General features: G+C 45.4%; 19 protein-coding genes. 13 read left to right on the top strand and 6 right to left on the bottom strand.

What is annotated here, in order from left to right; genetic code table 11:
- Window positions 1-142: 142 nt before the first annotated feature.
- From E4K71_RS08225 to E4K71_RS08190, 8 genes are all read left to right on the top strand, one after another.
- Window positions 143-808 carry an efflux RND transporter periplasmic adaptor subunit gene (locus tag E4K71_RS08225; protein WP_167730364.1) on the top strand — a complete coding sequence of 222 codons (666 nt, stop codon included), beginning with the start codon at window positions 143-145 and terminating at the stop codon, window positions 806-808.
- A gap of 4 nt (window positions 809-812) precedes the next feature.
- Window positions 813-2,144 carry an HlyD family efflux transporter periplasmic adaptor subunit gene (locus tag E4K71_RS08220; protein WP_135078503.1) on the top strand — a complete coding sequence of 444 codons (1,332 nt, stop codon included), beginning with the start codon at window positions 813-815 and terminating at the stop codon, window positions 2,142-2,144.
- 207 nt (window positions 2,145-2,351) lie between these two features.
- The gene (locus tag E4K71_RS08215) at window positions 2,352-4,256 is read left to right on the top strand and encodes a biotin/lipoyl-binding protein (RefSeq protein ID WP_167730362.1); all 1,905 of its coding nucleotides are present in this window, start codon (window positions 2,352-2,354) and stop codon (window positions 4,254-4,256) included.
- A gap of 307 nt (window positions 4,257-4,563) precedes the next feature.
- A complete protein-coding gene (eboE, locus tag E4K71_RS08210; RefSeq protein WP_135078499.1) occupies window positions 4,564-5,745 on the top strand; it encodes a metabolite traffic protein EboE in 1,182 nt (393 codons plus the stop codon).
- Window positions 5,742-6,617 carry a UbiA family prenyltransferase gene (locus E4K71_RS08205; RefSeq protein WP_135078497.1) on the top strand — a complete coding sequence of 292 codons (876 nt, stop codon included), beginning with the start codon at window positions 5,742-5,744 and terminating at the stop codon, window positions 6,615-6,617. The genes eboE and E4K71_RS08205 overlap by 4 nt, the downstream gene beginning before the upstream one ends.
- A 4-nt stretch (window positions 6,618-6,621) precedes the next feature.
- The gene (locus tag E4K71_RS08200; RefSeq protein ID WP_135078495.1) at window positions 6,622-7,434 is read left to right on the top strand and encodes an EboA domain-containing protein; all 813 of its coding nucleotides are present in this window, start codon (window positions 6,622-6,624) and stop codon (window positions 7,432-7,434) included.
- An 81-nt stretch (window positions 7,435-7,515) separates the two neighbouring features.
- A complete protein-coding gene (locus E4K71_RS08195) occupies window positions 7,516-8,385 on the top strand; it encodes a TatD family hydrolase (RefSeq protein ID WP_135078493.1) in 870 nt (289 codons plus the stop codon).
- Between the two features lie 26 nt (window positions 8,386-8,411).
- On the top strand, window positions 8,412-9,377 hold the full coding sequence (locus tag E4K71_RS08190; protein ID WP_135078491.1) for a hypothetical protein: 966 nt from the start codon (window positions 8,412-8,414) through the stop codon (window positions 9,375-9,377).
- Here E4K71_RS08190 and E4K71_RS08185 read toward each other — a convergent pair whose 3' ends face one another.
- Window positions 9,378-10,754, bottom strand: coding sequence for a nucleotide pyrophosphatase/phosphodiesterase family protein (locus tag E4K71_RS08185; protein ID WP_135078489.1), 1,377 nt, complete (start codon window positions 10,752-10,754; stop codon window positions 9,378-9,380).
- Between the two features lie 201 nt (window positions 10,755-10,955).
- On the opposite strand from E4K71_RS08185, the gene E4K71_RS08180 reads away from it, so the two are divergent.
- From E4K71_RS08180 to E4K71_RS08170, 3 genes are read left to right on the top strand one after another with little or no spacing between them, the layout of a single operon-like run.
- On the top strand, window positions 10,956-12,914 hold the full coding sequence (locus E4K71_RS08180; protein WP_135078487.1) for a hypothetical protein: 1,959 nt from the start codon (window positions 10,956-10,958) through the stop codon (window positions 12,912-12,914).
- Between the two features lie 47 nt (window positions 12,915-12,961).
- Entirely contained in the window at window positions 12,962-14,098 is a 1,137-nt protein-coding gene (locus E4K71_RS08175; RefSeq protein ID WP_135078485.1) for a ferritin-like protein, read from the top strand.
- Window positions 14,099-14,151: 53 nt separating this feature from the next.
- Window positions 14,152-15,975, top strand: a complete 1,824-nt coding sequence (locus E4K71_RS08170; RefSeq protein WP_135078483.1) for a 3-dehydroquinate synthase — start codon at window positions 14,152-14,154, stop codon at window positions 15,973-15,975.
- Window positions 15,976-16,083: 108 nt separating this feature from the next.
- Here the strand turns inward: E4K71_RS08170 and E4K71_RS08165 are convergent, their stop codons facing one another.
- The 5 genes from E4K71_RS08165 to E4K71_RS08145 form a co-directional block, all read right to left on the bottom strand.
- On the bottom strand, window positions 16,084-17,457 hold the full coding sequence (locus tag E4K71_RS08165; protein WP_135078481.1) for an aspartate aminotransferase family protein: 1,374 nt from the start codon (window positions 17,455-17,457) through the stop codon (window positions 16,084-16,086).
- A gap of 78 nt (window positions 17,458-17,535) precedes the next feature.
- Entirely contained in the window at window positions 17,536-18,990 is a 1,455-nt protein-coding gene (locus E4K71_RS08160) for an NAD-dependent succinate-semialdehyde dehydrogenase (RefSeq protein WP_135078479.1), read from the bottom strand.
- 9 nt (window positions 18,991-18,999) lie between these two features.
- Window positions 19,000-20,268, bottom strand: a complete 1,269-nt coding sequence (gene gabT, locus E4K71_RS08155) for a 4-aminobutyrate--2-oxoglutarate transaminase (protein ID WP_135078477.1) — start codon at window positions 20,266-20,268, stop codon at window positions 19,000-19,002.
- Between the two features lie 39 nt (window positions 20,269-20,307).
- Entirely contained in the window at window positions 20,308-21,807 is a 1,500-nt protein-coding gene (locus E4K71_RS08150; RefSeq protein WP_135078475.1) for an aldehyde dehydrogenase, read from the bottom strand.
- 143 nt (window positions 21,808-21,950) lie between these two features.
- Complete coding sequence (locus E4K71_RS08145) at window positions 21,951-22,652, bottom strand: GntR family transcriptional regulator (RefSeq protein ID WP_135078473.1); 702 nt, start codon at window positions 22,650-22,652, stop codon at window positions 21,951-21,953.
- A gap of 187 nt (window positions 22,653-22,839) precedes the next feature.
- Here E4K71_RS08145 and E4K71_RS08140 point away from each other — a divergent pair, with 187 nt between their 5' ends.
- Together E4K71_RS08140 and E4K71_RS08135 are read left to right on the top strand one after the other, a co-directional pair.
- The gene (locus tag E4K71_RS08140) at window positions 22,840-24,186 is read left to right on the top strand and encodes a glutamine synthetase family protein (RefSeq protein ID WP_240796896.1); all 1,347 of its coding nucleotides are present in this window, start codon (window positions 22,840-22,842) and stop codon (window positions 24,184-24,186) included.
- Between the two features lies 1 nt (window position 24,187).
- Window positions 24,188-25,489, top strand: coding sequence for an FAD-binding oxidoreductase (locus E4K71_RS08135; protein ID WP_135078471.1), 1,302 nt, complete (start codon window positions 24,188-24,190; stop codon window positions 25,487-25,489).
- Window positions 25,490-25,495 lie beyond the last annotated feature (6 nt).

The following is a 25,495-nucleotide window of genomic DNA, read 5'->3' as shown; positions in this document are numbered from 1 at the left end:
GTGCGATCGTTCCAATGAATGAGAACAGAATAAAATGAGCGACTGTGGAGCTTTGAATTTCAGAGGTCTGTTTTTAGCCGCCGTTGTTTTAGGTGCGTTTATAAGACCTGTGTGTGCTCAACCTATCGAGGCTGGGCAGACGATGAACAGTATGCGTTTTCTGGTAGAAGCAAAACAACATGCTGTGATCTCAAGTGAATTAAATGCAAAAATTACGAGCCTTCCCTATCTTGATGGGGAAGGTTTTCGTAAAGGCGATATTATTGCGGCGTTTGATTGTCGGCTTTTCAAGGCATCGGTTTTGACCGAAGGGGCAACTTTAAAAGGGGCCCGAAAAAGTCTGGAAAATATAAAACGCCTTTCAAAGCTCGGTTCTGCCAGTGATTTGGAGATCGCTTTGGCTGTTGCAGATGTTGAACGCGCAACAGGTCTTTATAATCAAGCCAAGGTTTCTGAAAGCAAATGCAAAATCCCCGCACCATTCAGCGGTAAGGTTGTGGAGAGACATGCCCGACTTCATGAAGTGATCACCCAAGGCGAGCCTGTCCTTGAGATTATTAATCATGAAGAACTGGAACTGAAAATCGTTATTCCTTCTTTATGGCTTAAATGGTTAAAGGTCGGGACACCACTTCAGGTAAAAGTGGATGAAACAGGTCATATGTTTCAGGCCCGTGTGGAACGGATCAGTGCAAAAGTTGATCCTGTCAGCCAATCCCTTAAAGTGATTGCTAAACCTGTTGATCGCCAAGATGGCTTGATGCCGGGGATGAGTGGGAATGCGCTCTTTGTTCAGCCCTTAGAGTAATGTGATGAAAGAGGCGCATAATCAACGCTTGCTCAAGCTTCTCGAACTTGAAAGGGAAGCAAGGCATGCAACCACACGGGAAACACTTTCCTATCATGTGGCGACACGTACCCGCGAACTGCTTGAATATAAACAGCTGATTCTGTTTCGTTGTAATCGCCAGAACCAAGTCATGGTGGAAACGGTTTCTGATGTCTCTGTACCTGATCGTCACAGTTCGTATTGTATCTGGTTGCAGCAGGCTGCCAAACATATTATGGCCTCTCAAGCAGCAGGCAAAATTCATAAAGTAAGCCCTGAGGGTTTGCCTGAAGATTTGGCTGAGGCTTGGTCACAATGGATGCCCGATAATGTGCTTTGGGTGCCATTGATAACGCCGCAAGGTCAGTGTGTCGGTGCCATATGGTTATGTCGCCCAACACCATGGGTGGAAGCCGAAATTGTTTTACTGGAACGTTTGGCCGATTGTTATGCTCATTCATGGGAGGCTTTATTAAAGGCTTCCCCAAGGGGGCTTTCATGGAAAAAATGGTATGGGCTGGCTATTGCCGGTGTTGTTGTTTTGTTGGGGATATTTCCTGTTTCCCAATCAACCCTTGCACCGGGGGAGGTTGTTGCTCGCCAGCCTTTGGTTGTTAGTGCCCCCTTGGATGGGGTGGTTAAAACCATTGATGTCTTGCCAAATCAGCATGTCAAAAAAGGTGATTTACTTCTCAGTTTTGATGATACGGCTTTAAAGAACCAGGTTGCGATTGCAACCCAAGCTTTGTCTGTTGCACAGGCCGAACTCTTAACGGCACGCCAAGACGCTTTTAACAATTTCAAAAGTCAGGCGCAGCTGGCCTTACTTCAAGCAAAAGTCGATCTTAAGCAGGCAGAACTGGCTTTTGCCAAAGACTATTTAGGTCGTGCAAAGGTTTATTCTGAAAAAGATGGCATTGCGGTTTTTCGTGACACGAACGATTGGGTAGGGCGCCCGACCTCAAGTGGTGAGCGTATTATGTTATTGGCAGATCCTCATCATGTTGAATTACGCATTGACCTGCCCGTCAGTGATGCGATTGCGCTTGAAAAAGGGGGCGATGTTCGTTTGTTTTTGGATGTATCTCCTCTCAGTCCCTATGAAGCCACATTGGAACACAGCAGTTATGAAACAAGCATTTCAGAAGATGGGACAAGTTTAAACTTTAATGTGATTGCTCGCTTCGATCAGGGGCAAAATTTACCGCGAATTGGTTTGCGTGGTGTTGCCAAACTCTATGGTGATAAGACCATCTTGGCGCTTTATATCATGCGTAAACCTTTATCTGCCTTGCGCCAATGGATCGGTTGGTAGATGGCGCAAGACAGTTTGCCTCTTTTACGCGACGACCTACAGCTTCATCAGGGGCCGTTGGATCAAGATGGGGCTTCAACCTGGACAATTTTTGATCCGGTACGCAATAAATATATTCGCATCGGACAGAAGGCATTTCAAATCCTGAATTGTTGGAATAAAGGGTCCATAGAAGATATCTGTCAGCAGGCAGACGAAAGCCAAAACGTGGGTTTTGATGCTGACGATGTAAAATGGCTGGCTGATTTTCTTGTGAAGAATGAACTCGTTGTTCAAGCGGGTCAGCAAGGTGTTGAGGCACTGGAAAAGCGGGCTAATTCATCTAAGATAAAATGGTATAAGCAACTTTTACATAAGTATCTTTTTTTCAAAATTCCTCTTTTTCACCCTGACCGTTTCCTGCGCCAACATTTGTCTTGGGTGCAGTTTTTTTATCATAGGATTTTCTTTTTCATTGTTGTTTTGTTCGGGGCGCTGGGTGGCTTCCTGTTAATGCGTCAATGGGCAGAATTTACAGTGGCCTTGCCACAATTAATGACATGGCAGGGCATTGCTTGGGGGGGAGGGGCTTTAATTCTCTCCAAAATATGTCACGAACTGGCTCATGCCTTTAGCGCAGCACGACATAATTGCCGGGTGCCCACAATGGGGGTTGCCTTTATGGTTATGTGGCCCATGCTCTATAGCGATTTATCTGACACATGGCGATTAACAAGAAAAAACCAGCGTCTGGGTGTGGCGGGTGCGGGGATGATTGCAGAATTGGTTCTCGCCTTACTCGCTACTTTTTTATGGAGCATTTTACCCGATGGCGGTTTACGTGATGCCACATTTGTTTTGGTAACCGTCACGTGGATCACGACCCTTGCTATAAATCTCAATCCATTTATGCGTTTTGATGGATATTATTTACTGGCGGATATACTCGGTGTTGAAAATCTTCAGGATCGCTCTTTTTCTCTTGGGAAATGGTATCTGCGTGAATGGTTTTTAGGCTTGGGGGAAAAGAAACCTGAAAGCTTTCCTTATAAAACAGAACGCATGTTGATCCTTTATGCTTATTGCACGTGGGTTTATCGTTTCTTCCTGTTTCTTGGTATTGGCCTGATTGTTTATTATCTGTTTTTCAAGCTATTAGGCATTTTTCTGTTCACGGTTGAAATCGTCTGGTTCATTGTCCTCCCCATCGTGAGGGAGTTGAAGGTATGGTGGAAAATGCGTAACCAAATTTCTTTTTCCCGCCCTGTTTTTCGAAGCTTTATGCTTCTTGCTGTCATTGTTGGTGCCCTTGTTTTTCCTTGGCAAAAACATGTCACAAGTGATGCGATTTATCATGCAAGCGCTTCGAATAATATCTACCTGCCTTTTGCGGCACAATTGCAGGAGGTTTATATTGAGGAAGGCATGTCTGTTCGGAAAAATGATGTTCTCTTTTCCTTACATTCACCTGATCTTGAATATGAAGTCCTACAAACAAAGCGTCGTATAGAAATTAAAAAAGTCCTGCTTGATCGCTATGGTGCCCAGCGAGAGGCAACCAATCGTTGGATTGTTTTGAAAAAAGAATTAGGTGAAGAAGTCTCCAAGCTGAAGGGACTGGAGAAACAACAAAAACTTCTTAAAGTTCAAGCACCTTTTGACGGTGTCGTAAGGGAGCTGGACAACAGCCTTAGTATCGGGCGCTGGTTAGGTAAGAAGCAACTTCTGACAAAGATCGTGAGCCAGAATACACCTGAAATTTTAGCTTATGTGAATGAAAGAGATCGTATGCACTTGTTGGAAGCTGGTACGGCACTTTTTATCCCAAAGGACTTTCACCAGCCCAGTATCAGTGCACATGTTGTCGAGATTGCAGATATCAATACCCCCGCAATCGAACAGGCTGGCTTGGTTGATGTTTTCGGTGGGAGCGTTGCTGTCACTAAATCTCCAAATGGGACGTTGATACCAAAAGAAGGTTTATATCGTGTTCGCCTGACCCCGGTTGATAAAACAATTTCTCCAGAACAAACTTCTTTTGGTCGTGTTCACCTACCAGCAGAAACAAAAAGCTTGATAAGGTCTTTCGTGGAAACAGCAGGGGCTGTTTTGATCAGAGAAACAGGGTTTTGACGACCTTTTCAGCCGTTAATTGATGAGGGGGAGGGCACTTGCCGCCCCTGAGAAAAAGGGATGGGACCAGGTTATTGTCGGTCGTTTTCTTGAAAGCATGTGTGCGTAGCACTTTGATATTGGTGTCTTTCATTAATCATACGACAGTTTTTTCGCTGACTGTAAAGGCGAGATTTCGTAACTCAGCTATCATAGATTCAGAAGAGAAATGGTAATTTTTTTAGACAAAGTTGCAATTTTAAATTACCTTGAATTGTAAATGACGTAAGTAAACCCTCTTTAAATAATATTGTCTATCTAGATCAACATGCACCTTGGATACTGTACAAACATCCATCAAGGACAAAACCTCAAGCAGATTATTGAAAATCTGCGAGTTATTTCCTCGCAGGTTAAAGAGCGAGTTTCTCCAGACTTGCCGTTTGGTATCGGTTTGTGGCTACCTGATGAAGCTGCAAGCCAATTACAATCCCCCCAGGAGCTTGAACACTTCAAACAGGAGCTGAAAAATAATTCTTTATATGTTTTTACCCTGAATGGCTTTCCTTTTGGGGTATTTCACAATGAGGTCGTTAAAAAGAAGGTTTATTTGCCCGATTGGCGACATTTGGAACGTTTGACATATACCAAAAATCTAGCTCTCGTTTTAAATGGTCTACTTGAAGACGGAATAAAAGGAAGCATTTCCACGTTACCGCTTGGATTTAAGGAGAATTTTACCTCTGAAAAGGATCAAGCCATAGCGGCTCGTAATCTTCTAGAAATTGCGTGTTTCTTAATTGACCTCACCCTTTCCACAGGGACGACCGTCACCTTAGCTCTGGAACCTGAACCAGGGTGTGTGCTGGAAACTATTGAAGAAGTTGTTGTTTTTTTTAAAAAATATGTTTTCACACAGGAAAATAAATACATTATTGCCCAGAAGTTTGACGTACCAGTAGACCGAGCAGCAGTGCTTTTAGCTGGACATATCGGCGTTTGTTTAGATTTATGCCATTGTGCAATCGGGTTCGAAAATGCACAGGACACCTTGCGTACTTTAACAGACGCAGGTATCGGTATTTTTAAAATTCAAATCAGTTCTGGGCTGACGCTACAAAACCCAGATCATGACGACCTCTTAAAATTGCACGAACTCGATAGCAATACTTACCTGCATCAAGTTGTTATTAAAAAAAATGCAGGTCTCACACGTTACAATGATTTGACAGATGCCATCTCAGCAGAAGGAAAACATCTCTCAGAAAATTGTGAATGGCGCATCCATTTTCATGTGCCTATCACCATCAAGGATGAGGCACAGCCTTTTCAGACCACTCAGAATTTCATCTGTGACATGCTTAATCTTCTAAAAAACGAGTTGTTTTGCGACCATTTGGAAGTCGAAACCTATACGTGGTCTGTTTTACCCTCACATCTTCGCCAAAAATCCATTGTGGATGATATTTCCAGTGAAATTAACTGGGTTAAGGAATATTTCGATACATGAACCTCCATACTGCATTAAAACTGGGGCGGGTTTCAAACCTTCCAACGGTTTTCACCAATGTCTTTGCAGCAGTCGCCCTGTCCGGCAGTCAGTTTGACGATCCAAAGTTGGGGCTTGTTCTGATTGCTATGTTCCTTTTCTATATTGGTGGCATGTATCTGAACGATGCGTTTGATCATGAGATTGACGCACAAGAACGGCCCAATCGCCCCATTCCCAGTGGAGAGGCCAGCTTAAAAGAAGTGTTCAGCATCGGGTCTTTCTGTTTGGTAGGTGGTATTGGTTGTCTACAATTCGTAAGCTACCTGAGCGAAGCGGAAAACTGGTTTACAAACCTTGTTGCTAGCCTGATTCTGGCTGGTTTGATCCTCTTTTATAATGTTCACCACAAGAAAAACTTCTTTTCACCTGTCGTTATGGGAGGTTGCCGTTTTATGGTCTATCTCTGTAGCGTCATTTGCCTTGCAGCACCTTTGAACGAACAGGTTTTATTAGGTGGCTTGTGCTTGTTGAGTTGGATTGTCGGGCTAACCTATTTGGCGAAAAAAGAGATTTCACTGGAGATTAACAATCTGTTTTTTGCCAGTTTCTTGCTGCTGCCACTTCTTTATCTCGCTTATAGTAGCCCGCTTGATGCTCCCGTGATTTTGGGTGTATGGCTTGGTTTGTGTGTGGTTGTAGGGGCAATCCTTTACACAACGCGACGCCAGAAAAAGCAAGAAATCGGTAAAAATGTAACCATTTTGATTGCAGCGATTTCCCTCTTGGATGCCGTCATGATTTTGCAGACAGGGCAGGTTCTTTGGGGATTGGTTGCTGCTCTGGCCTTTTTCCTGACACTCTTTCTTCAACGCACTATCCCTGGAACCTAACACTGTGACAAACGCATATAAGGACCATTTGAAAAACTGTTTGGATAAACATTTAAATCGTCAGGAAACAGAGTGGTTAGAACAGCAACAAACAAAATTAGTACAAGAACCATCAGAGAAAAACATTTTTCTGGCTTTTGCTCTGATTGCCCGCAAGATCCGAAAAAGCCCCATTACTTTTGCATGTCCGCTTCAAGAAGAGACTGATACTATTTGGTCGGATACTTGGTCACTTCATCAAGTAGCACGGATTTATTTGTTATTGTCGTTGGATGTTGCCCCCCCCCATCTCAATAAAATCGTTGAACGGCTTTGTGATCTCGGTGACGTGGAAGAGGCCGCGACGCTTTATAAAGGTCTGCATCTTTTGCCGGAACCTGAACGCTATTTAGAATGTGCCTTGAAAGCTACTCGTAGTAACATGGTCCCTGTATTTTTAGCGATCTGTCACTACAGTCCTTTTCCCTTTCTATATTTTTCTGAAGATGCCTGGAATAATATGATCCTGAAAGCCTTGTTTCTTAGTGAGCCACTTTATCCAGTCTATGGTTTTGATCAGCGTGCGAAGCGGAAACTCAAGAAAATGGCTTACGATTACGCAAAAGAACGTGTAGCGGCTAATCGAAAATTACCCTTGGATATTTGGCGGTGTATGTCTCATGACTTGGATCAGGATGTTTGGAGAATGATGCACTGCTATGCGCAAACAGGATCTGATGAAGAAAAGGATGCGATCTTGTCGGCTCTTGCAGGAGATGAAAATAAAGAAAGCTTCCAGCTGATTGATGAAATTAGAAATGGCCGCGAAAAGCCTTAATACATAATAAGAAGTGAAAATAGTATTCTTTTCCACTTAAGGGTGTTATTGTGATCTAACGAAATAGCCGTGGAAAAACGCATGAAATTTATTGATCCCCATATCCATATGTCATCGAGAACAACAGACGACTATGAAGCCATGGCTGCGGCTGGTGTAAAAGCGGTTATCGAACCTGCATTCTGGATGGGGCAACCCCGCACCAATATTGGATCATTTACCGATTATTTTGCCTCTCTCGTTGGATGGGAACGTTTTCGTGCATCCCAATTTGGTATACAGCATTTTTGTACGATCGGGTTGAATAGCAAGGAAGCCAATAATAAGGCATTGGCAGATGAGGTGATTGAAATCTTACCGCTATTTCTCGCAAAAGAAGGCGTGGTTGCTATTGGTGAAATTGGCTTTGATGATATGAGCGAGCTGGAAGAACATTATCTTCGTCTTCAAATCGAACTTGCCAAAGATTTTTCTTTGCCCATCATGATTCACACGCCGCATCGGAACAAGAAACATGGCACCTTGCGCACCATGGATATTATCGAAGAACACGGTGTTGCCCCAAGTGAGGTGGTGATGGATCATAACAACGAAGAAACTGTACAAAGTGTATTGGACCGGGGCTACTGGACTGCTTTCACCATCTACCCAAAAACTAAAATGGGCAATGAGCGTATGGTGGAAGTGGTGCGTAAATACGGTTCAGAACGTATCATTGTTGATTCTAGCGCTGATTGGGGCGTTTCGGATCCTATGGCTGTTCCCAAAACAGCAAACCTGATGAAACTACGCGATATCCCTGAGAAAGACATACATTTAACCTGTTATCAAAATGCCGTCGATGCTTATAGGTTAGAGAGTTTATTCAAGGATCAAAGCATCGATCAAAGCCAATTATATGAAGATAACTCTGTCTTGAGAGGGCAAACACCAAAGGTTGAGGCTCTCTAAAACTGATCTGTCGATTGGAGGTAATTATGAACCAGTTTCAACGTATCATATCTATCCTAGAGGACTCGGTAGATGGGGAACGTTTCGGGGGGCATGGACCGTTTTGGCGTAATCTTTCCAGAGATGAATTCGTCAAAAAATCGGTTATGGGCCAAAAGTTGGTGGAGCCGGGCAATGCGTCTAAATCCAATCTGGTGAAGGCGATTAAAGGTATCGCACCCTTTGGCGTTAATATTGGTACTTCAGGTGCTTATTTTAATCGAATGCCATCTGGGGGCCGACCGGCAATTTCTGAGGATGATATTGCCTTTATTGAACAATGGATCAATGCGGGCTGCCCGCTTGAAGCCGGAGAAGCATTTGGTGCATTAGCTAGTGCTACAGGTGAGCAGAATGCCTTTTGGCGCGAATTTGATGACTGGGCCATGTTTGAAGCAACACCAGAAGTAACGGAGCACATTAATGCTTTTATGGAGGTCGCACCAATCTGGTTGGGACAGGCGAGTGGCAGTATTCCTGCCGGTGTTTGGGATGCTAGAATTCAGGAACCCGCGATTCAGTCTGCCGTTCAATTTCTCTATACCAAACAACTGGAAACACTGAACAAGTATTTTTCGGCCCCGATTGATTTGGAAAAATTGCTGGTATCCTTTGCTGCCTTTGGCAACGATACTTTGCCGGATGATCCGTTACGCCCTCAGGACCCGCGCCATACAATGAATGGACAGAGCATGTGGTTTTTCTGGGCCGCCTTTATTGATGCTGCCCAAAAACTTGGGCATGATAGTGACGACCTGTACAGTTTGGCATGTGGTGTTCTTGTCGGTTTGTTAAACGATGGTTTGGTGCGCGGGCGATATACGGTCAACGGTTTTGATCCGGTCAGTGCCAATTTGGACGAGGAAATTAAGGCATATGCACGCTCACTTTTACCAAGTGGTTTCTCAGATGAATTCGCACAACGTTTCAAGGATGCTTTTGCGACAGTCTGATTAGGATGGAAATATATGTTTTAGGATCACATCTCTGATCTGCGAGGCATGTATTTCCTGGCCTTCAACCAGATCGGGAGCAGAGGTCATAAAGATTGCACCTTTGTCTTTAGGCATGTCAGCGCGACCATGGGAGCCTTTGACCAAACTTGCGTCCAGTCCAATGACATCCATTAGTCCACGAAAACCTAAATTCTTTCTCAGTAAAAGCCAGACAAGCTTCAATTTTGGAAAGGTTATTTTCTGATCCAAAAATAATTCAGCGGGGTCATAACCTGGTTTGCGGTGAATATCGACGGTTCTGGCAAAATCCGGGGCCTTTTCATCATGTTGCCAGTAATAATAGGTAAACCAGGCGTTCTTGGAGGCTAGTGCGACCAGTTCGCCGGACCGTTCATGGGCTAGACCAAATTCCTTTTCTTGCTGGGGTGCGAAAACATGCTCGACCCCATCTAAGGCACTGATGATTGTTTTAACTTTTTCTATATTTTTAGGGTCGCGAATATAGATATGTGCAATTTGGTGGTCGCTGACAGCAAAAGCATGTGAGGCGTAGGTATCTAATAGTTCGCGTCCCAATTCTTCACGGACCTCAATCATGCCTGCATCACGTAGTGCCCGATTGATATGAATGGGCTGATCCACGGCGCTGACACCATATTCAGAAAGGACAATGACATGACGTCCATCGTTTTGGGCTTGCTCAATAAGCTCGCCACAGACTTTGTCAATTTTGCGAAGTTCAGCCAATGTCTCTTTTGAATCAGGTCCTGTCTGCTGCAAAACATAGTCCAGATGGGGAAGGTAAACGAGATTGAGCGTGGGATTATACTGATCATTGATATAACGTGCGCAATCCCCAATCCATTGGCTGGATTTTATGGAACTTGTAGGGCCCCAGAAGTTAAAGAGAGGGAATGTTCCAAAACGATCATTGAGTTCTTTTCTTAAGCTTAAAGGTTGAGCGTGGATATCTGGAATTTTGCGGCCATCTGCAGGGTACATTGGACGTGGGGTTACGGCGATATCGGCGTCAGTCGCCATATTGTACCACCAAAATAGATTGGCAACTGTGAAATCAGGGTTCTTTTTCTTGGCGAGATGCCACAGTTTTTCCCCTTGCACCAGACGATTGGGTTGGAGCCAGAAACGGACTTCATTTAGCTCTCTAAAATACCAACCATTCGCGACTATTCCATGGTCTTGAGGGGAGAGCCCAGTTAAGAAAGTAGATTGTACACTGCAGGTAACTGCTGGATTAATGGTTTGCAAGGAAAGTTTTTTTCCATTTTCGGCTAATCTTTTCAGGTTAGGGCTCGCTGCACCAATCATGGCTGGTGTCAGCCCTACAACGTTTAATACCAATGTCGGCTGCATCTTTTGTTCTCAATCCCCACTCTATTGTGTTGTGAGTATAGCTAACCTATTTTTAAGAACAACATAACATTTTCAAAAAAAAACTTACACAACCAAAGGGGTTGATGCTACTGTAGTTAGTATTTAAAATATAAAAACAATTAAAAGCAAGAAACTCGTCGTTATGAAGTTAACTTTTATCTTTCAGAGGGAAAACGTTTCATGAGTTTTCTGACAATGCCCACACTGGCTTTTTCGGGCCAATTTCAGGCGGATACATCAACAGTTAATAATGATCCACGCCACTATTCAAATGAACATTTCGAAGAGCGCTTTCAGGAGCTGCAAGATAGTAAATCTCTGAACGGGTGGTGGAATCCCGGCGGAACAGGGATTTTCCGTCTGAATGACTGTAAGGTCACGGCTTGTGCAACCGGGGCACAAGGTGGTTTCACCAACACGGGGTTTGGTGATGATGAAGTATTGACGTTTACAGTAGAAAACTCAACAGATCGGCCTTCAGGCAAGATCGTTGATTTGGACCCCGAATGGCAACTGGCCTCTAAAATTTATGGTCAAGTTGTCACGTTGCGCAATCCTAAAACCGGGGACGTTATCCTGCAAGGTGAGTTTGAACCTGCACCATTTCGCGACCTTTGGTTTACGCGTGGTCCGGCTGATCAAGGCGGTGACAATCGTGCTTCTGCCATGTTCCAATCTGTTTTGACTAATCTTGTGTGGAATTTGGATGGTATTGAGAGCCCAATCCTGAAGCTTTTGAAAAAGATGACTCAGGATAATAAGCTTTCTATCCGGATGACAACTTATTGTTACCATGGTGGTTCTAGTGAACCGATGTATACATACGGAAAGTTGGTCGGTGCAATTGGCCCGTATCTGGAAAACGAACCAAAGTCTTTTGTCTTAGGACGTCGTTTTATGCCGCTTAATGGAGCAAGCTCGACACCGTTATCTTTGTCAGGTGAAAAAAAACGAGCTTATTGGACCTGCTTCTCAGCCTACGTTAATGATGAGTGTACCTATATTAATATGGATCTCAGCAACGCGTTGCCAGTTGGGGATAATGAGAATATTCTTGATATCGGCGATGTTGATCTGGTTGTTCTTAAAAATACAGAACTCCATGAAAATTCCACTATTACTAAAGCTGATTTTGAATTGATCGGTGCGGTGCCGCAAACTGAATTTCATCAGGTTAATCATGGTGGAATTGTCACTCTAGCCATACCTGAAGCAGCACAGGCTCTCATCAGTGGTAACCCGCTTGCACTAGTCTTTAAATCGGCGGTTCAAGGGGATAATGTCGGTACGGTTTTGATGCGTGAAGAAACCAAAGGCATCCAAATTCGTCCGGAAACATTTACATTCCGTTTGGATCCAAATGAGGCGAGTGAAAATACGGCTACGACTACGTTCTATGTATCTAAATACGGTAAACCGCAACCGGATGCAGAATTTACGGTCTTTATGCCAACTCCTGTGGTGGATGAAGATAATTGTCCAACCGACCCCACACCGGCAACCAGTCCCAAAGCGAACTATCCGATCTACAACAGCCCTGCAAATGCGATTACATTTAATCAGAAATCTTGGAAAACGGATGCTAACGGGATGGCTGAAGTTACCTTGACGGGGGATCCGAACCTTGGAACGCCGCGTGAATATCTGGATGGTCAGGTTTATATCTATAATTACAATATGGTTGATACCGATCAAACGACCATCTGTCAGCAGTTTGATGTGTTGGCGATCTTGGAGTTTAGTAAGTTCGAAATTCCGAATAAAATTCAGTGGTCTGATGTGCAGCCAATTATGCAGCAGTATGCCAATCTGTATCCGGTGATGAGCAAAGGGTTGTTTGATTTCTCTCAGGAAGAGATTTTCAAAGAGCATGCTGCTGCTCTTCATTTTGTCTTTAATAAACCTGTGGAAGATCCGGACTATATGCCCGTAACCCGCGACCTCTCGTCGGCCAAACGTACAATGTTGCTAACCTATCTGAATACGATCATTACGGAAAATAAAGGTCAGGCATTTGATAGTCTAAAGAAATTTGCCAGTCGTTGCCCTATGCATCAAGGCAGCCGTCCTGATACGTCTCAAAGTACGCCTGAGGATTACATCAATTCTGTTGCCAGCTCCAAGCAGAGAAGCGTGTAACTTAAGCTCAATTTGATGAATGAACAAAATTATCAAGGAAAAACAAGATGTTAAAACATATTTCCACACTCGTAAGTAGTGCAAAGGCGGCTACCTCAGTTGAGGATATTCAGGAGCTACTACAAGATGCTATTACATTAGAACTTGCAACCTTACCTACTTATTATACTGGGGTTTTTTCCCTCAAGCCTTCGGCAGCACCGTATGCACGCGCTCTTATTCAATCTGTTGCTCATGAAGAAATGCTGCATATGACACTTGCCTGCAACCTGTTGATTTCCATCGGTGGTAAGCCGGAAATTAAAAAAATGGGTGAGACATTGAAATTCCCAACCAAACTTCCTGCGGGTGTTATTCCTGATTTGGTCGTTTCGTTGAAAAGTGCAACAAAAGAACATGTACAAGAAGTCTTCATGGGGATTGAACGTCCAGATACAACAGCAACTTTGCCTGGTGAAGTGCCTGAAAAGATGTTGCTGGTGGTTGAACCAACCTATGATTCTATTGGTGATTTCTACCATGCGATCCTCGCGAAGCTGGATGAACTGAGCAAGAGCGGAAATAATCCGTTCGTAGAAGATTCTGAAAAGTTGCAGCTGAATGTCAGTGACCTTTTCCCCAATGCTATTGAAACGGGGCAAAAACCAACCGAAGCACCAGAAAAATATCAGACAGGGTATGTCACTGATCTGACCTCTGCTGCAATCATGGTGGATACCATTCTTGATCAGGGGGAAGGGGCTAAAATCAACACCGATCCAGTCTGTCCGTATGGAGGGATGAATCACAGTTTTGCCCACTATTTCAAATTTGGTGAAATCTATCACGGTAAAAAGTTGATCAAAGATGACACTGCGGTGTCCGGGTGGTCTTACACGGGGGAGGATATCCCGGTTACGGACGATGATATCTATAACTTTAAGCCAAATGCGGCGTTGAGTGACTATCAGGAAGGTACAGCCGTCTATCAGGCTGCACAGGAGTTTTACTTGGCCTACATGCGCCTGATTGATTCTTTGGACAAAACCTTTAACGGTGATCCGAGTATGATTTCTTCTGCAATTGGGGTTATGTTTGAACTCAAATTGGTTGCTGAAAAAGTCGTTCAGTTTGAGATCGAGAGTAACGGTCAAACCTATACTGCTGCTCCTCCTTTTCAATTGGAAAAGAATGAAGCCTCTTAAGATGTAGGTGCTGCATTGCTCAGATTATCGAATTTTAGCCGTCAGAGAAAAAAATGGATTTAGCAAAGAGAATCAATTTTAAATTCCTCTCCATCCTGAGCGTGATCATGGCTATGGTCATCATACCTTTTATGTTTTATGGTCAGGCGATCGAAGGATGGTTTGAGGAAATACTCACTGAAACGACTGAAACGGTAATCTGGGCGCTTATTGCTTATTGCAGTTTGGCTTTAGATATTGTCCTGCCTATTCCCTCTAGTATCGTCGGTGTTGCAACAGGTTTGAGTGTTGGCCCGCTTTATGGCTTCCTTATCATTTGGGCTGGTCTGTGTACCGGGTGCGTTCTCGGTTATGGGATTGGTAATGGTGCAAGCCATATGGGGCTCGTACGTTTTATCAATCCCAAAGATTGGACACAGGCACATCAAATTACCACTCGGTTGGGGATTGGTTCTCTCATTATCATGCGTGCTGTTCCTGTTTTGGCTGAAACCAGTGTGATGGCAGCAGGCATTATGAGGATGGATTTCAAGATCTTCTTACTGACCACTATTTTGGCAAATGCTGGTATTGCGATGATTTACGCCAGTGCAGGCTTTTTGCCTGAGCAAGGCACTTCATTCTTTGCGGCTTTTGCTGGTGCTATTGCTTTGCCTGGTCTTTGTTGGCTGGTGGCAAGACCATTTCAGAAAAAACTTTTTGAACCATTAGCATTGAATGTGCTTGATCGTAGGAACACTCAGACTTATCAGTTTCACGTGCCTTTTAGTTTCCCCTTTATTACCTCCGAAGCTGTTTTTGCGCCCCAGAATCTTACCTTTGTAAACATCTTGAGCGAAAATAAAACCAGACGGAATAGTAAGTTTCTATTGGTCGTGGATGAAGGTGTTGCAAGTAGCTGGCCTGACCTGGAGGAACGTGTCAATACCTATATAGAAGCCCATGCTCCCTTCCTTTCACTTTATGGTCGTCCTGTCATTATTCCTGGTGGAGAGCAGTGTAAAAACACAGAAGGTCAGATTGCCACACTTCACCGGCATATGTTGGATGGTGCTATTGATCGTCATTCATATGTTGTGGTCATTGGCGGCGGGGCTGTGCTCGATTGCGTTGGTTTTGCTGCTGCGACCTTCCACAGAGGTGTGCGCCTTGTTCGGCTCCCAACGACTGTTCTGGCCCAGTGTGATGCGGGGATAGGCGTTAAAAATGGCGTGAATGCCTTTGGTTTGAAAAATCTGATTGGTAGTTTTGCAGCACCGTATGCGATTATTAATGACCCTGTTTTTCTGAATACATTGGAAAACCGTGATTTGCGTTCAGGTATTGCGGAAGCCATCAAGGTTGCTTTGATCCGTGATAAAGAATTCTATGATTGGATCGATAATAATAGTCTAGCTTTGTCTAGGTTTGAACCAGCACCACTGAACGATCTGATTAAGCGTTGTGCTGAACTACATCTAGATCATATCACAGAAGGGGGGGACCCTTTTGAGACCGGGTCTAATCGACCGCTGGATTTTGGCCACTGGTCGGCCCATAAGCTTGAGGCAATGAGTAGCCATGATTTACGTCACGGTGAAGCAGTGGCTATTGGTATAGCGCTGGACGTTCTCTATGCCATGCATAGTGGGCTCTTATCTTCGCACTCTGTCGAACATATTATTGGCCTGTTGGAAAATATTGGATTTGAGCTGTCACATCCGGTTTTACATACTCATCAGAAAGACTTGCTTGCTGGGATTGAAGAATTTCGTGAACATATTGGCGGGGAACTTTGTATTACGACCCTCACTGGTATTGGTAAAAGTATTGAAATTCACGAGATTGATTATCCTCGTATGGAAAGTGCCCTGCGGCAATTGTTAGCGCGCGCATAATCTGACCACTTATGGTTTCACGCTCTAATATCAAAAACCTAAAAGGTACGATCTATTGTTTTCAGACTAGTTTACGCCTTAATAAGACGCATTCCTATATCCATGGGATTACCCCAGTTTTTCAAGGGTTAGGTCAAAACATTTTTTTGCCCTGGCGCAGAGTTCGTCGATTTCCGCTTTTGTAATAATGAGGGGAGGGGAGGCAACCATGCGATCCCCAACAGCACGCATGATCAGGTTGTTGTCAAAGCAGAAGTCACGACAAATTGTGCCGACGTCGCCGCCATTTTCAAAGAAGGTTTTACTCTTTTTATCTTTAACCAAAGCAATACCTGCGACCAGTCCTTTACCTTCGATGTGACCAACAAGAGGATGGTCCCTAAGGGTGGTATGAAGTTGGGTCTGGAAGTAAGGGCCAATTTCGTTGCGTACAGTCTCAATAATCTTTTCTTCTTTGAGAATTTGAATGTTTTTAATGGCAACGGCTGCGGCTACGGGATGACCTGAATAGGTGAAACCGTGGTAAAACTCCCCACCTTTTTCAATGAAGCTGTCGGCAATACGACCACCGACAGCGACAGCAGAGATCGGCAGGTAGCCGGATGAGAGACCTTTCGCCATGGACATAATATCGGGCTGGAAGCCAAAGGTTTCACAGCCGAACCAGTTTCCTGTGCGACCAAAGCCGCAGATCACTTCATCTGCTGCTAGCAGTACGTCATATTTTTGACAGATGCGTTGAACTTCCGGCCAGTAACTTTCTGGTGGGACAATGACGCCGCCAGCCCCCTGGATGGGTTCGCCAATAAAGGCGGCAACTTTATCAGTACCGATTTCAAGGATTTTCTCTTCCAAATCTCGGGCGGCCAGAAGACCAAATTCTTCTGGTGGCAAATCTTCCCCTTCTTTATACCAGAAGGGTTGGCGGACATGAGCGATATTTGGAAGGTAGGGACCACCATGGTCATGCATACCACTCATGCCGCCAACGCTGGTGCCACCGATCGTACTGCCGTGATAGGCATTAATACGACCAATGACAGTATTCTTTTCAGGCTGACCTTCTAACACCCAATAATGGCGAACCATGCGGATAATGGTGTCCACGGCTTCTGAACCGGAATTGGCAAAGAAAATATGGTTCAGATCACCCGGTGTGATGCTGGCAATTTCTTGAGCAAGCTGTGCAGAAGGTGTCGTTGTGGTTTGGAAAAACGTGTTGTAATAGGGCAGCTCTTGTAGTTGTTGATAGGCTGCTTCAATCAGTTCCTTGCGGTTATAGCCCAAATTTGTACACCATAGGCCGGCCATACCATCTAAAATCTTGTTCCCTTCTGAATCCCACAGATAGATGCCTTCACCCTTTGTGATGACGCGAGCCCCCTTTTTATTCAGGGATTTCGTGTCGGTAAAAGGATGCCAATGATGGGCTGCATCAATGGTTTGAATGTCTTTTGTAAAGTTATCGCCAAAATCGTTCATAAGAACCTCCTGTGAGAAAAAAATGGGGCCACTTTGTGGGTTGAAAGTGACCCCTCAGGGGAGATTTAAGAGGGGAAATTAAATTTCAGAAAGCAGGACGTATTTCAGTTCCAGATAATCATCCAAACCAAACTTGGAACCTTCACGGCCCAAACCGGATTGTTTGATACCGCCAAATGGGGCAGCTTCATTTGACAGGATGCCTGTGTTGACGCCGACCATGCCGTATTCCAGTTCTTCTGCAACACGGAAGATGTTGCTCATATTGTTGGAATAGAAATAAGACGCCAGGCCGAATTCTGTGTCATTGGCTTGGGCAATGACATCTTCTGCATCTTTAAATTTGAATAGTGGTGCAACTGGTCCGAAGGTTTCTTCACGTGCTACTTTCATATCTTTGGTGACATTTTTAATGATGGTTGGTTCAAAGAAACTCATGCCAAGTTCATGGCGTTTACCACCACAGATCACTTCACCGCCTTTGGCAACCGCATCAGCCACATGCTCTTCTACTTTTTCAACAGCTTTCATATCAATCAGGGGGCCTTGGGCCACACCATCTTCAACACCATTGCCGACTTTAAGTTCGGCCACTTTGGCTGCGAGCTTTTCAGCAAAGGCATCATAGACACCTTCTTGCACGTAAAGACGGTTCGCACAGACGCAAGTTTGACCGGAATTGCGGTATTTGGACATCATTGCCCCTTCAACTGCAGCATCAAGGTCTGCATCATCAAAGACGATGAAGGGGGCGTTACCACCAAGTTCCAGGCCCATCTTTTTAATGGTTGTCGAACATTGTGACATGAGCAAACGTCCCACGCCTGTCGATCCTGTAAAGGTGACTTTGCGGATGATGTCGTTGGAGGTCATTTCACCGCCAATTTTAATTGGATCCCCAACGATACAATTCATTAGTCCTTTGGGCAGGCCAGCTTCTTCTGCCAGCACGCACAGGGCAAGGGCAGAAAGGGGTGTTTGTTCAGCCGGTTTCATCACTGATGCACAGCCCACAGCCAGGGCAGGGGCGATTTTACGGGTGATCATGGCATTGGGGAAATTCCACGGGGTGATTGAGGCGATCACCCCGATCGGCTGTTTCATCACAATGACGCGTTTGTCATCAGATGGTGCCGGAATTGTTTCACCATAGATACGCTTGGCTTCTTCAGCGTACCATTCGATATAGCTGGCGCCATAAGCAACTTCACCACGGGCCTCTGCCAACGGTTTGCCCATTTCAGCTGTGATGATTTGGGCAAGGTCTTCCTGATTTGCCATAATCAGGTTGAACCATTTGCGCAAAATGCTTGAGCGTTCCTTGGCTGGGCGATGTTTCCAGTCTTTTTGAGCAATTTCAGCTGCTTTAATTGTGCGTTCAGTCTCTGCTTGTCCCATTTTAGGAACGGTGCAGATAATCTCACCTGTTGCCGGGTTCGTGACGGGCATTGTGGCACCGTTATCAGCATCAACCCAGGCACCATCAATAAAACATTGACTGCGAAGTAGATTAGGATTTGATAGGTTCATCATTCTTTCCTCTTAGGCAGCTTGCTTGATGGCATCAGCAATGATGGTGAGTGCTTCATCAAAAACACTGTCTTCGATCGTCAGTGGTGGCAGGAAGCGGATGCAGTTCCCAAAAGTGCCGCAAGACAGAAGGATCAGGCCATTGTCTTTGGCGTATTTCATGATGGAAGGCACCATATCAGCGCGTGGTGTACCATTTTCCATAAATTCAACCGCAACCATCAGGCCCTGGCCCCGGACATCGGCAATTTGGGAAACATTTGATTTCAGTTCGTTCAACATGCTGCGCAGCTTTTTGCCAAGCGCTGTGGTGCGCGCATGAAAGGCGGGATCAGACATGATGTCACATACCGCATTGGCTGCCGCCACCGCGACGGCATTACCAGCATATGTCCCGCCGAGGCCACCGGGATTTGGGGCATCCATAATTTCGGCTTTACCAATTACAGCAGAAATTGGCATACCGCCACCAAGCCCTTTGGCCGTTGTGGTCAGGTCAGCTTCAACGCCATAATGTTCCATGGCAAAGAACTTACCTGTACGGCCAAAGCCAGATTGAACTTCATCGGCGATCATGACAATGCCATGTGCATCACAGATGGCGCGGATACGTTCTACCCACTCTTGTGGGGCGACATAGAAGCCACCTTCACCTTGTGTTGGTTCAAAAATAATGGCAGCCACACGGTTTGCACCGATATCTGACTTAAACAGGTTTTCCAATGCCTTGATAGAGACATCCACAGAAACACCGTGAACCGGGTTTGGATAGGGGAAGTGGAAGACGTCATTCATCATGGAGCCGAAATCAGCCTTATAAGGAATGACTTTCCCGGTCAGGCTCATGCCCATAAAGGTACGACCATGGAAGCCACCGTTTGTGGCAATGACACCTGTGCGCCCTGTGTGGGCACGGGCAATCTTGATGGCATTTTCAACGGCTTCTGCCCCAGTGGAGACAAAAGCGGTTTTCTTTTTAGACGGGCCATAAACAGCGGTGTTCAGTTTTTCAGCCAGTTCCACATAGTTTTCGTAAGGGGTGACCTGATGGCATGTGTGAGTGAAAGAGGCAATTTGCTTTTCAATCGCTTCCATGACTTTAGGATGGCGATGACCCGTGTTACACACACCGATGCCGGAACCGAAGTCGATAAAACGGCGGCCTTCCACATCCCAGATTTCTGAATTTTCAGCACGTTCTGCAAAAAAGTCAGTGATAAAACCAACACCGCGAGAGATAGCGTCTACGCGACGCTCCAAAAGATTAGCGTTCGTTGCCATTTCGGCATCTCCTTATAAAACTAGAGTCTATTTTTAAAATCAGTAGAGTTTCAGCCAGGTGGACTTAAGCTCGGTATACTTGTCAAAAGCGTGCAGCGACTTATCACGCCCGATCCCTGATTGTTTGTAGCCCCCAAACGGGGTGGTGATATCGTCACAGTCATAACAGTTGGCATAGACAACCCCGGCTTTCAGTGCGCGGGCAGACTTATGTAAAACATTGATATCATCAGACCAGATACCTGCCGCCAAACCATAAATACTGTCGTTGGCAACCCTGATTGCTTCTTCAGCACTTTTAACCGTGATGACAGACAGGACCGGACCGAAGATTTCTTCACGGGCAATACGGTGTGTGCTGTTATCAACCTTATCGAAGATGGTTGGTTCGATATAGCACCCGCCTTCAACCGGACTGACTTGATTACCACCGATGAGAAGGTTGGCCTCTTCTTTACCCACGTTAATATAGCGCATGACATTTTCTGTATGTTCATGATCAACCATTGCCCCCATGGATGTGTGTGTATCCAATGGATTGCCAGGGGTGATTGTGCTGGCGATAGACTGCATCTTATCCAGAACTTGGTCTTTGACCTTTTCGTGAATAATTAAACGTGAACCCGCAGTGCACATTTCGCCTTGGTTAAAGAAAATGCCAAAAGTGGCTGCGGTGGCGGCATCATCTAGACGTTGACAGCTATCCAAGATGATATGCCCCGTTTTGCCACCGCATTCCAGACCAACATGTTTCAGGTTGGATTGACCTGAATATTGTTGGAAAAACTTACCGACTTGTGTGGAGCCTGTGAAAAAGACGCCGTCGATATCCATGTGAAGACCAATCGCTTTTCCAGCTTCAACGCCCATACCCGGAATAACATTGAAGACGCCATCAGGAATGCCGGCCTCTGCGGCCAGGGCTGCGAGACGGATGGCTGTCAGAGAAGATTGTTCAGCTGGTTTTAAGATGATGGAATTACCTGCTGCCAAAGCCGGGGCCAATTTCCAGGCCGCCATAATCATGGGGAAGTTCCAGGGAACAACAATTGCACAAATACCGATTGGTTCGCGTGTGATTGTGGCATGGAAGTTCGGCGCTGTGGGGGCAACTTCATCATAAATTTTGTCAATAGCTTCTGCGTACCAACGGAAAGACCTCACCGTTGCGGGAACGTCAATGGCCAGTGCATCAGAAATCGGTTTGCCCATGTCCAGTGTTTCTAACAGGGCTAAGTCGTCACCATTGGCCTCGATCAGGTCGGCAAAGTGCAACAGGATTTTTTTACGTTCTGTCGGGGCAAGGCCACTCCAGCGTTCGTCATTTACAGCTGCGCGGGCTGCTTTAACGGCGCGATTTACATCTTCTTCACCGCATGCGGCGATAGATGTCAGTGTGCGTCCATCAATTGGGCTGATGCAGTCAAACATTTTACCGCTTGCTGCATCGACATAATTCCCATCAATAAAAGCTTGTGATGTGAACTGTAAATTAGCTGCGCGCTCAAACCAGTTGGTTGAATTGGTTATGTCTGTCATTTCTGGAACCTCTGTAAAATTCCCTTAATTGTGATCACATTTTTAGCAAAGTCAACACAAGAAAATAAAAAACCCCGCCGAAGGGCGAGGTTGTTTTGTGATCATATTTGAAAAAATCTAAGTTTTTGGGGTGGTTAGACGTTTTATTGTGGATCGAAAATTTCTTCGAGTCCTTCAATGGACTGGATGGTGGCAATGCCATCTCGGATATCAGCCTCAATGGCGCGCTTGAGGGCAAAGCTGTCGCTTCGCTCAATTGCATCAATGGCTTCAGAGTGGCGGTCAATCACGTAGTTTTCTCTAAGTTTATCGGTAACAACGCGAAAGAAGGGGCCAAGTTGCATCCAGATCCCTTCGATTAAGCGCAGGCTGACCTGATGAGGGTTGCGCGTGTAGAGGTAGCGGTGAAATTCTTGGTTAGCCAGGCTGCCACCTTCGATATCTTCTGTGTCGTAAGCGCTGTTTACTTGTTTGTCGAGTTCTTTGAGGTGTGCTGTGTCAGATTCGCGCATATAGGGAAGGGCGTTTTCTGCGGCATGTGTCTCTAATAAAATACGCACGTCACAAAGTTCCTTAAAGCGCTGGGCTGTCATGGTGCGGACCTTGAGGCGTCTGTTGTCCAGCATTTCAAGGGCACCTTCGCTGATAAGGCGACGTAGGGCCTCACGCACGGGCATGGGGCTTACATCAAGTTCGGTTGCCAGTCCTCGAATCGTTATGGCGCTGCCGGGGGAGATCTGTCCGATCATTAAAGATTTACGCAAAGAGCGATAGACCCATTGGTTGACGGTAAGGTCATCGTTCTTTTCGATTGGTGTGATTTTTACAGTTTTATTTTTATTCATAATCTCAACCTATTGCCTGTGTTTACGGCGTTTTTATGGCTGCATAATAGCTTATTCATGATCACAAAAAAACAATTAAGATTTTATGATCTTGAAAAATACTCTTGACGAAATTCAATTTTGTGATCACATTTATATCAAGTAAACGACATGACCTGCTTCCATTGAGGCAATAGGGAAAAGAGAAGTGACAGTAAATAATTCAAATATCCAAGTTGCGGAATTCGACATCTTTCTTTCTGATCTGAATGGTCAGTTACGAGGGAAGCGTCTTCCTGCAACCAGTCTGGATAAGATCATGACAGAAGGCTTCAAGATGCCACGTTCTGTTGTTGGGGTGGATTACTGGGGCGACGATGTGATCGAAAACGGCCTGGTTTTTGAAACAGGTGATAGTGACGGTATTTGTGTGCCGATTAAAAACACACTTGCACCGGTGACTTGGGAAGATGCGCCACGCCAACAGGTTATTTCAATGATGACAAATCCGGATGGCAGCCCATTTACGGCTGATCCGCGTCAGTGTCTTCAGGTGATTTGTGAAAAATTCAAGGCGCTGGGTTTGACGCCAGTTGTTGCAACTGAACTGGAATTTTATCTTTTTGATATTGCTTCCATTCAGGCAAAGCAGCCGATGATGTCCCCCTGGATGCCGCAAGGTTACGCATTTGAGCGCAACGATGTTTATTCCATCGGTGAGCTGGATGATTTTAAACATATTCTGTCTGAAATTCGCGAAGCTTGTGATGCACAAGGTGTGCCTGCCGATACAGTGATTGCTGAAATGGGGACAGGGCAGTTTGAGTTGAACCTAAATCATGAAGCCGATGCATTATCGGCAGCTGATCATGCGGTGATGTTCAAGCGTATTGTGAAAGGTGTTGCTAAAAAACATGGGCATTTGGCCAGTTTCATGGCGAAGCCAGCGGGTGATAAAAGTGGTAACGGGTTCCATGTTCATTTCAGTCTGTTGGATGAGAGCGGGAAAAACATTTTTGACAGCGGTACAGCAGAAGGCACAGATGTTTTACGTCACGCTATTGCCGGGCTTATTGAATGTATGCGTGCAAGCATGTTGATTTTTGCGCCGCATGCCAACTCTTATCGTCGTTTTACACCGGGTGCCCATGCTCCAATCGTAGCGAACTGGGGCTATGAGAACCGCACTGTTGCTGTGCGTGTGCCGGAAAGCCCGAATGTTGCACGCCGTATTGAGCACCGTGTGGCCGGGGCCGATGCCAACCCGTATTTGGTTTTGGCTGCTGTTCTGGGTGCGGCCCTGCATGGAATTACAAATAAGCTGGAAGCGCCGGAAGAAACAGTCGGCGATACATATGCCAGTGAACTCCCCCATCAATCCCTGCCAACGGAATGGCCCGATGCCATCCGTGCGTTTGACGGCAGTGAATTGATTAAGAATGTGCTGAGCGATCAATTGGTCGAAGTCTTCACAGCCGTCAAACTTCAAGAATTCGCAAAATTCAAAGCCCGCGTCACTGACGCTGAATATGAAACTTATTTAGGTACGCTTTAAAATGTCTCAAATTGTTCTTCAAAGTAATGAACACGTTGGTTCGTACTATGCAGCTACGGCAAATGATACAACGGTTCGCCCTCAATTGGATGGTACGGTTGAAGCTGATGTATGTATCGTTGGTGCAGGGTTCACGGGCCTTTCAAGTGCGCTGCATCTTGCGGAAAAAGGATATAAAGTCGCTGTTCTGGAAGGCTCCCGTATCGGTTGGGGGGCTTCTGGTCGCAACGGTGGTCAAATCGTTAACGGTTATTCCCGTGATATGGAAGTGATCGAAAAACGTTATGGTCGTGAAGCTGCTGTTGCGTTAGGCGATATGTCGTTAGAAGGCGGTAATATCATTCGGGAACGTATTGAGAAATATAATATCGAATGTGACTATAAGCCGAACAACGTGTTTGCTGCTTTTACATCCAAGCAAATGCGCGAGCTGGAAGACCTGAAACGTAATTGGGCGACCCATGGTCATGACGGTTTGGAGTTGTTGGATCGTAGCCAGCTTGACGAACATGTGACGAGCCAAGCGTATATTGGCGGTATGATTGATAAAAAAGGTGGGCATATTCACCCGCTGAATCTGTGCCTTGGTCAGGCACGTGCCATTGAAAGCCTGGGGGGCAGGGTCTTTGAAATGTCTCGTGTGGAAAAAATCAGAAAAGAACTGCCAAAGCCGGAAGTCGAAACGGCAAAAGGCAAGGTAATTGCAAAATATGTGATTGTCTGTGGCAATGCCTATATGGGGAAATCTATCCCGGAACTCTATGATAAGACCATGCCGGTAAGCACGCAGGTGATCTGTACAGAACCTTTGGGCGAAGAAAAGTGCCGCGAACTGTTGCCATCTGATACCTGTGTTGAAGACTGTAACTATATGCTGGATTACTTCCGTTGCACAGCTGATAACCGCCTGATTTATGGTGGTGGGACATCATATGGCGGGCAGGACCCGGCAAACGTTCCTGCTGTTGTGTTGCCGCATTTGCTTAAAACATTTCCGCAGCTCAAGGGGGTGAAGGTTGATTATGCCTGGAGTGGTAATTTCGCCCTGACTTACACCCGTATTCCGCATTTCGGTCGTATGAATGACCGTGTCTATTACGCCCATGGCTACAGTGGTCACGGCGTAACCTGCTCCCATCTTGCTGGTCGTCTTGTGGCTGAAGCGCTGGATGGTGATGCAAAACGTTTTGATCATTTTGCCAAGCTGCCGTTTTACCCGTTGCCTGGTGGTCAGCTTTTCCGTGTTCCTTACAATGTTATTGGCTCTTGGTGGTACCAAATGCGCGATAAACTCGGAATTTAATTGAAA

The sequence above is a fragment of the Terasakiella sp. SH-1 genome (genome assembly GCF_004564135.1).
Lineage (GTDB): Bacteria > Pseudomonadota > Alphaproteobacteria > Rhodospirillales > Terasakiellaceae > Terasakiella.
This window is presented reverse-complemented; position numbering and strand designations above follow the sequence as displayed.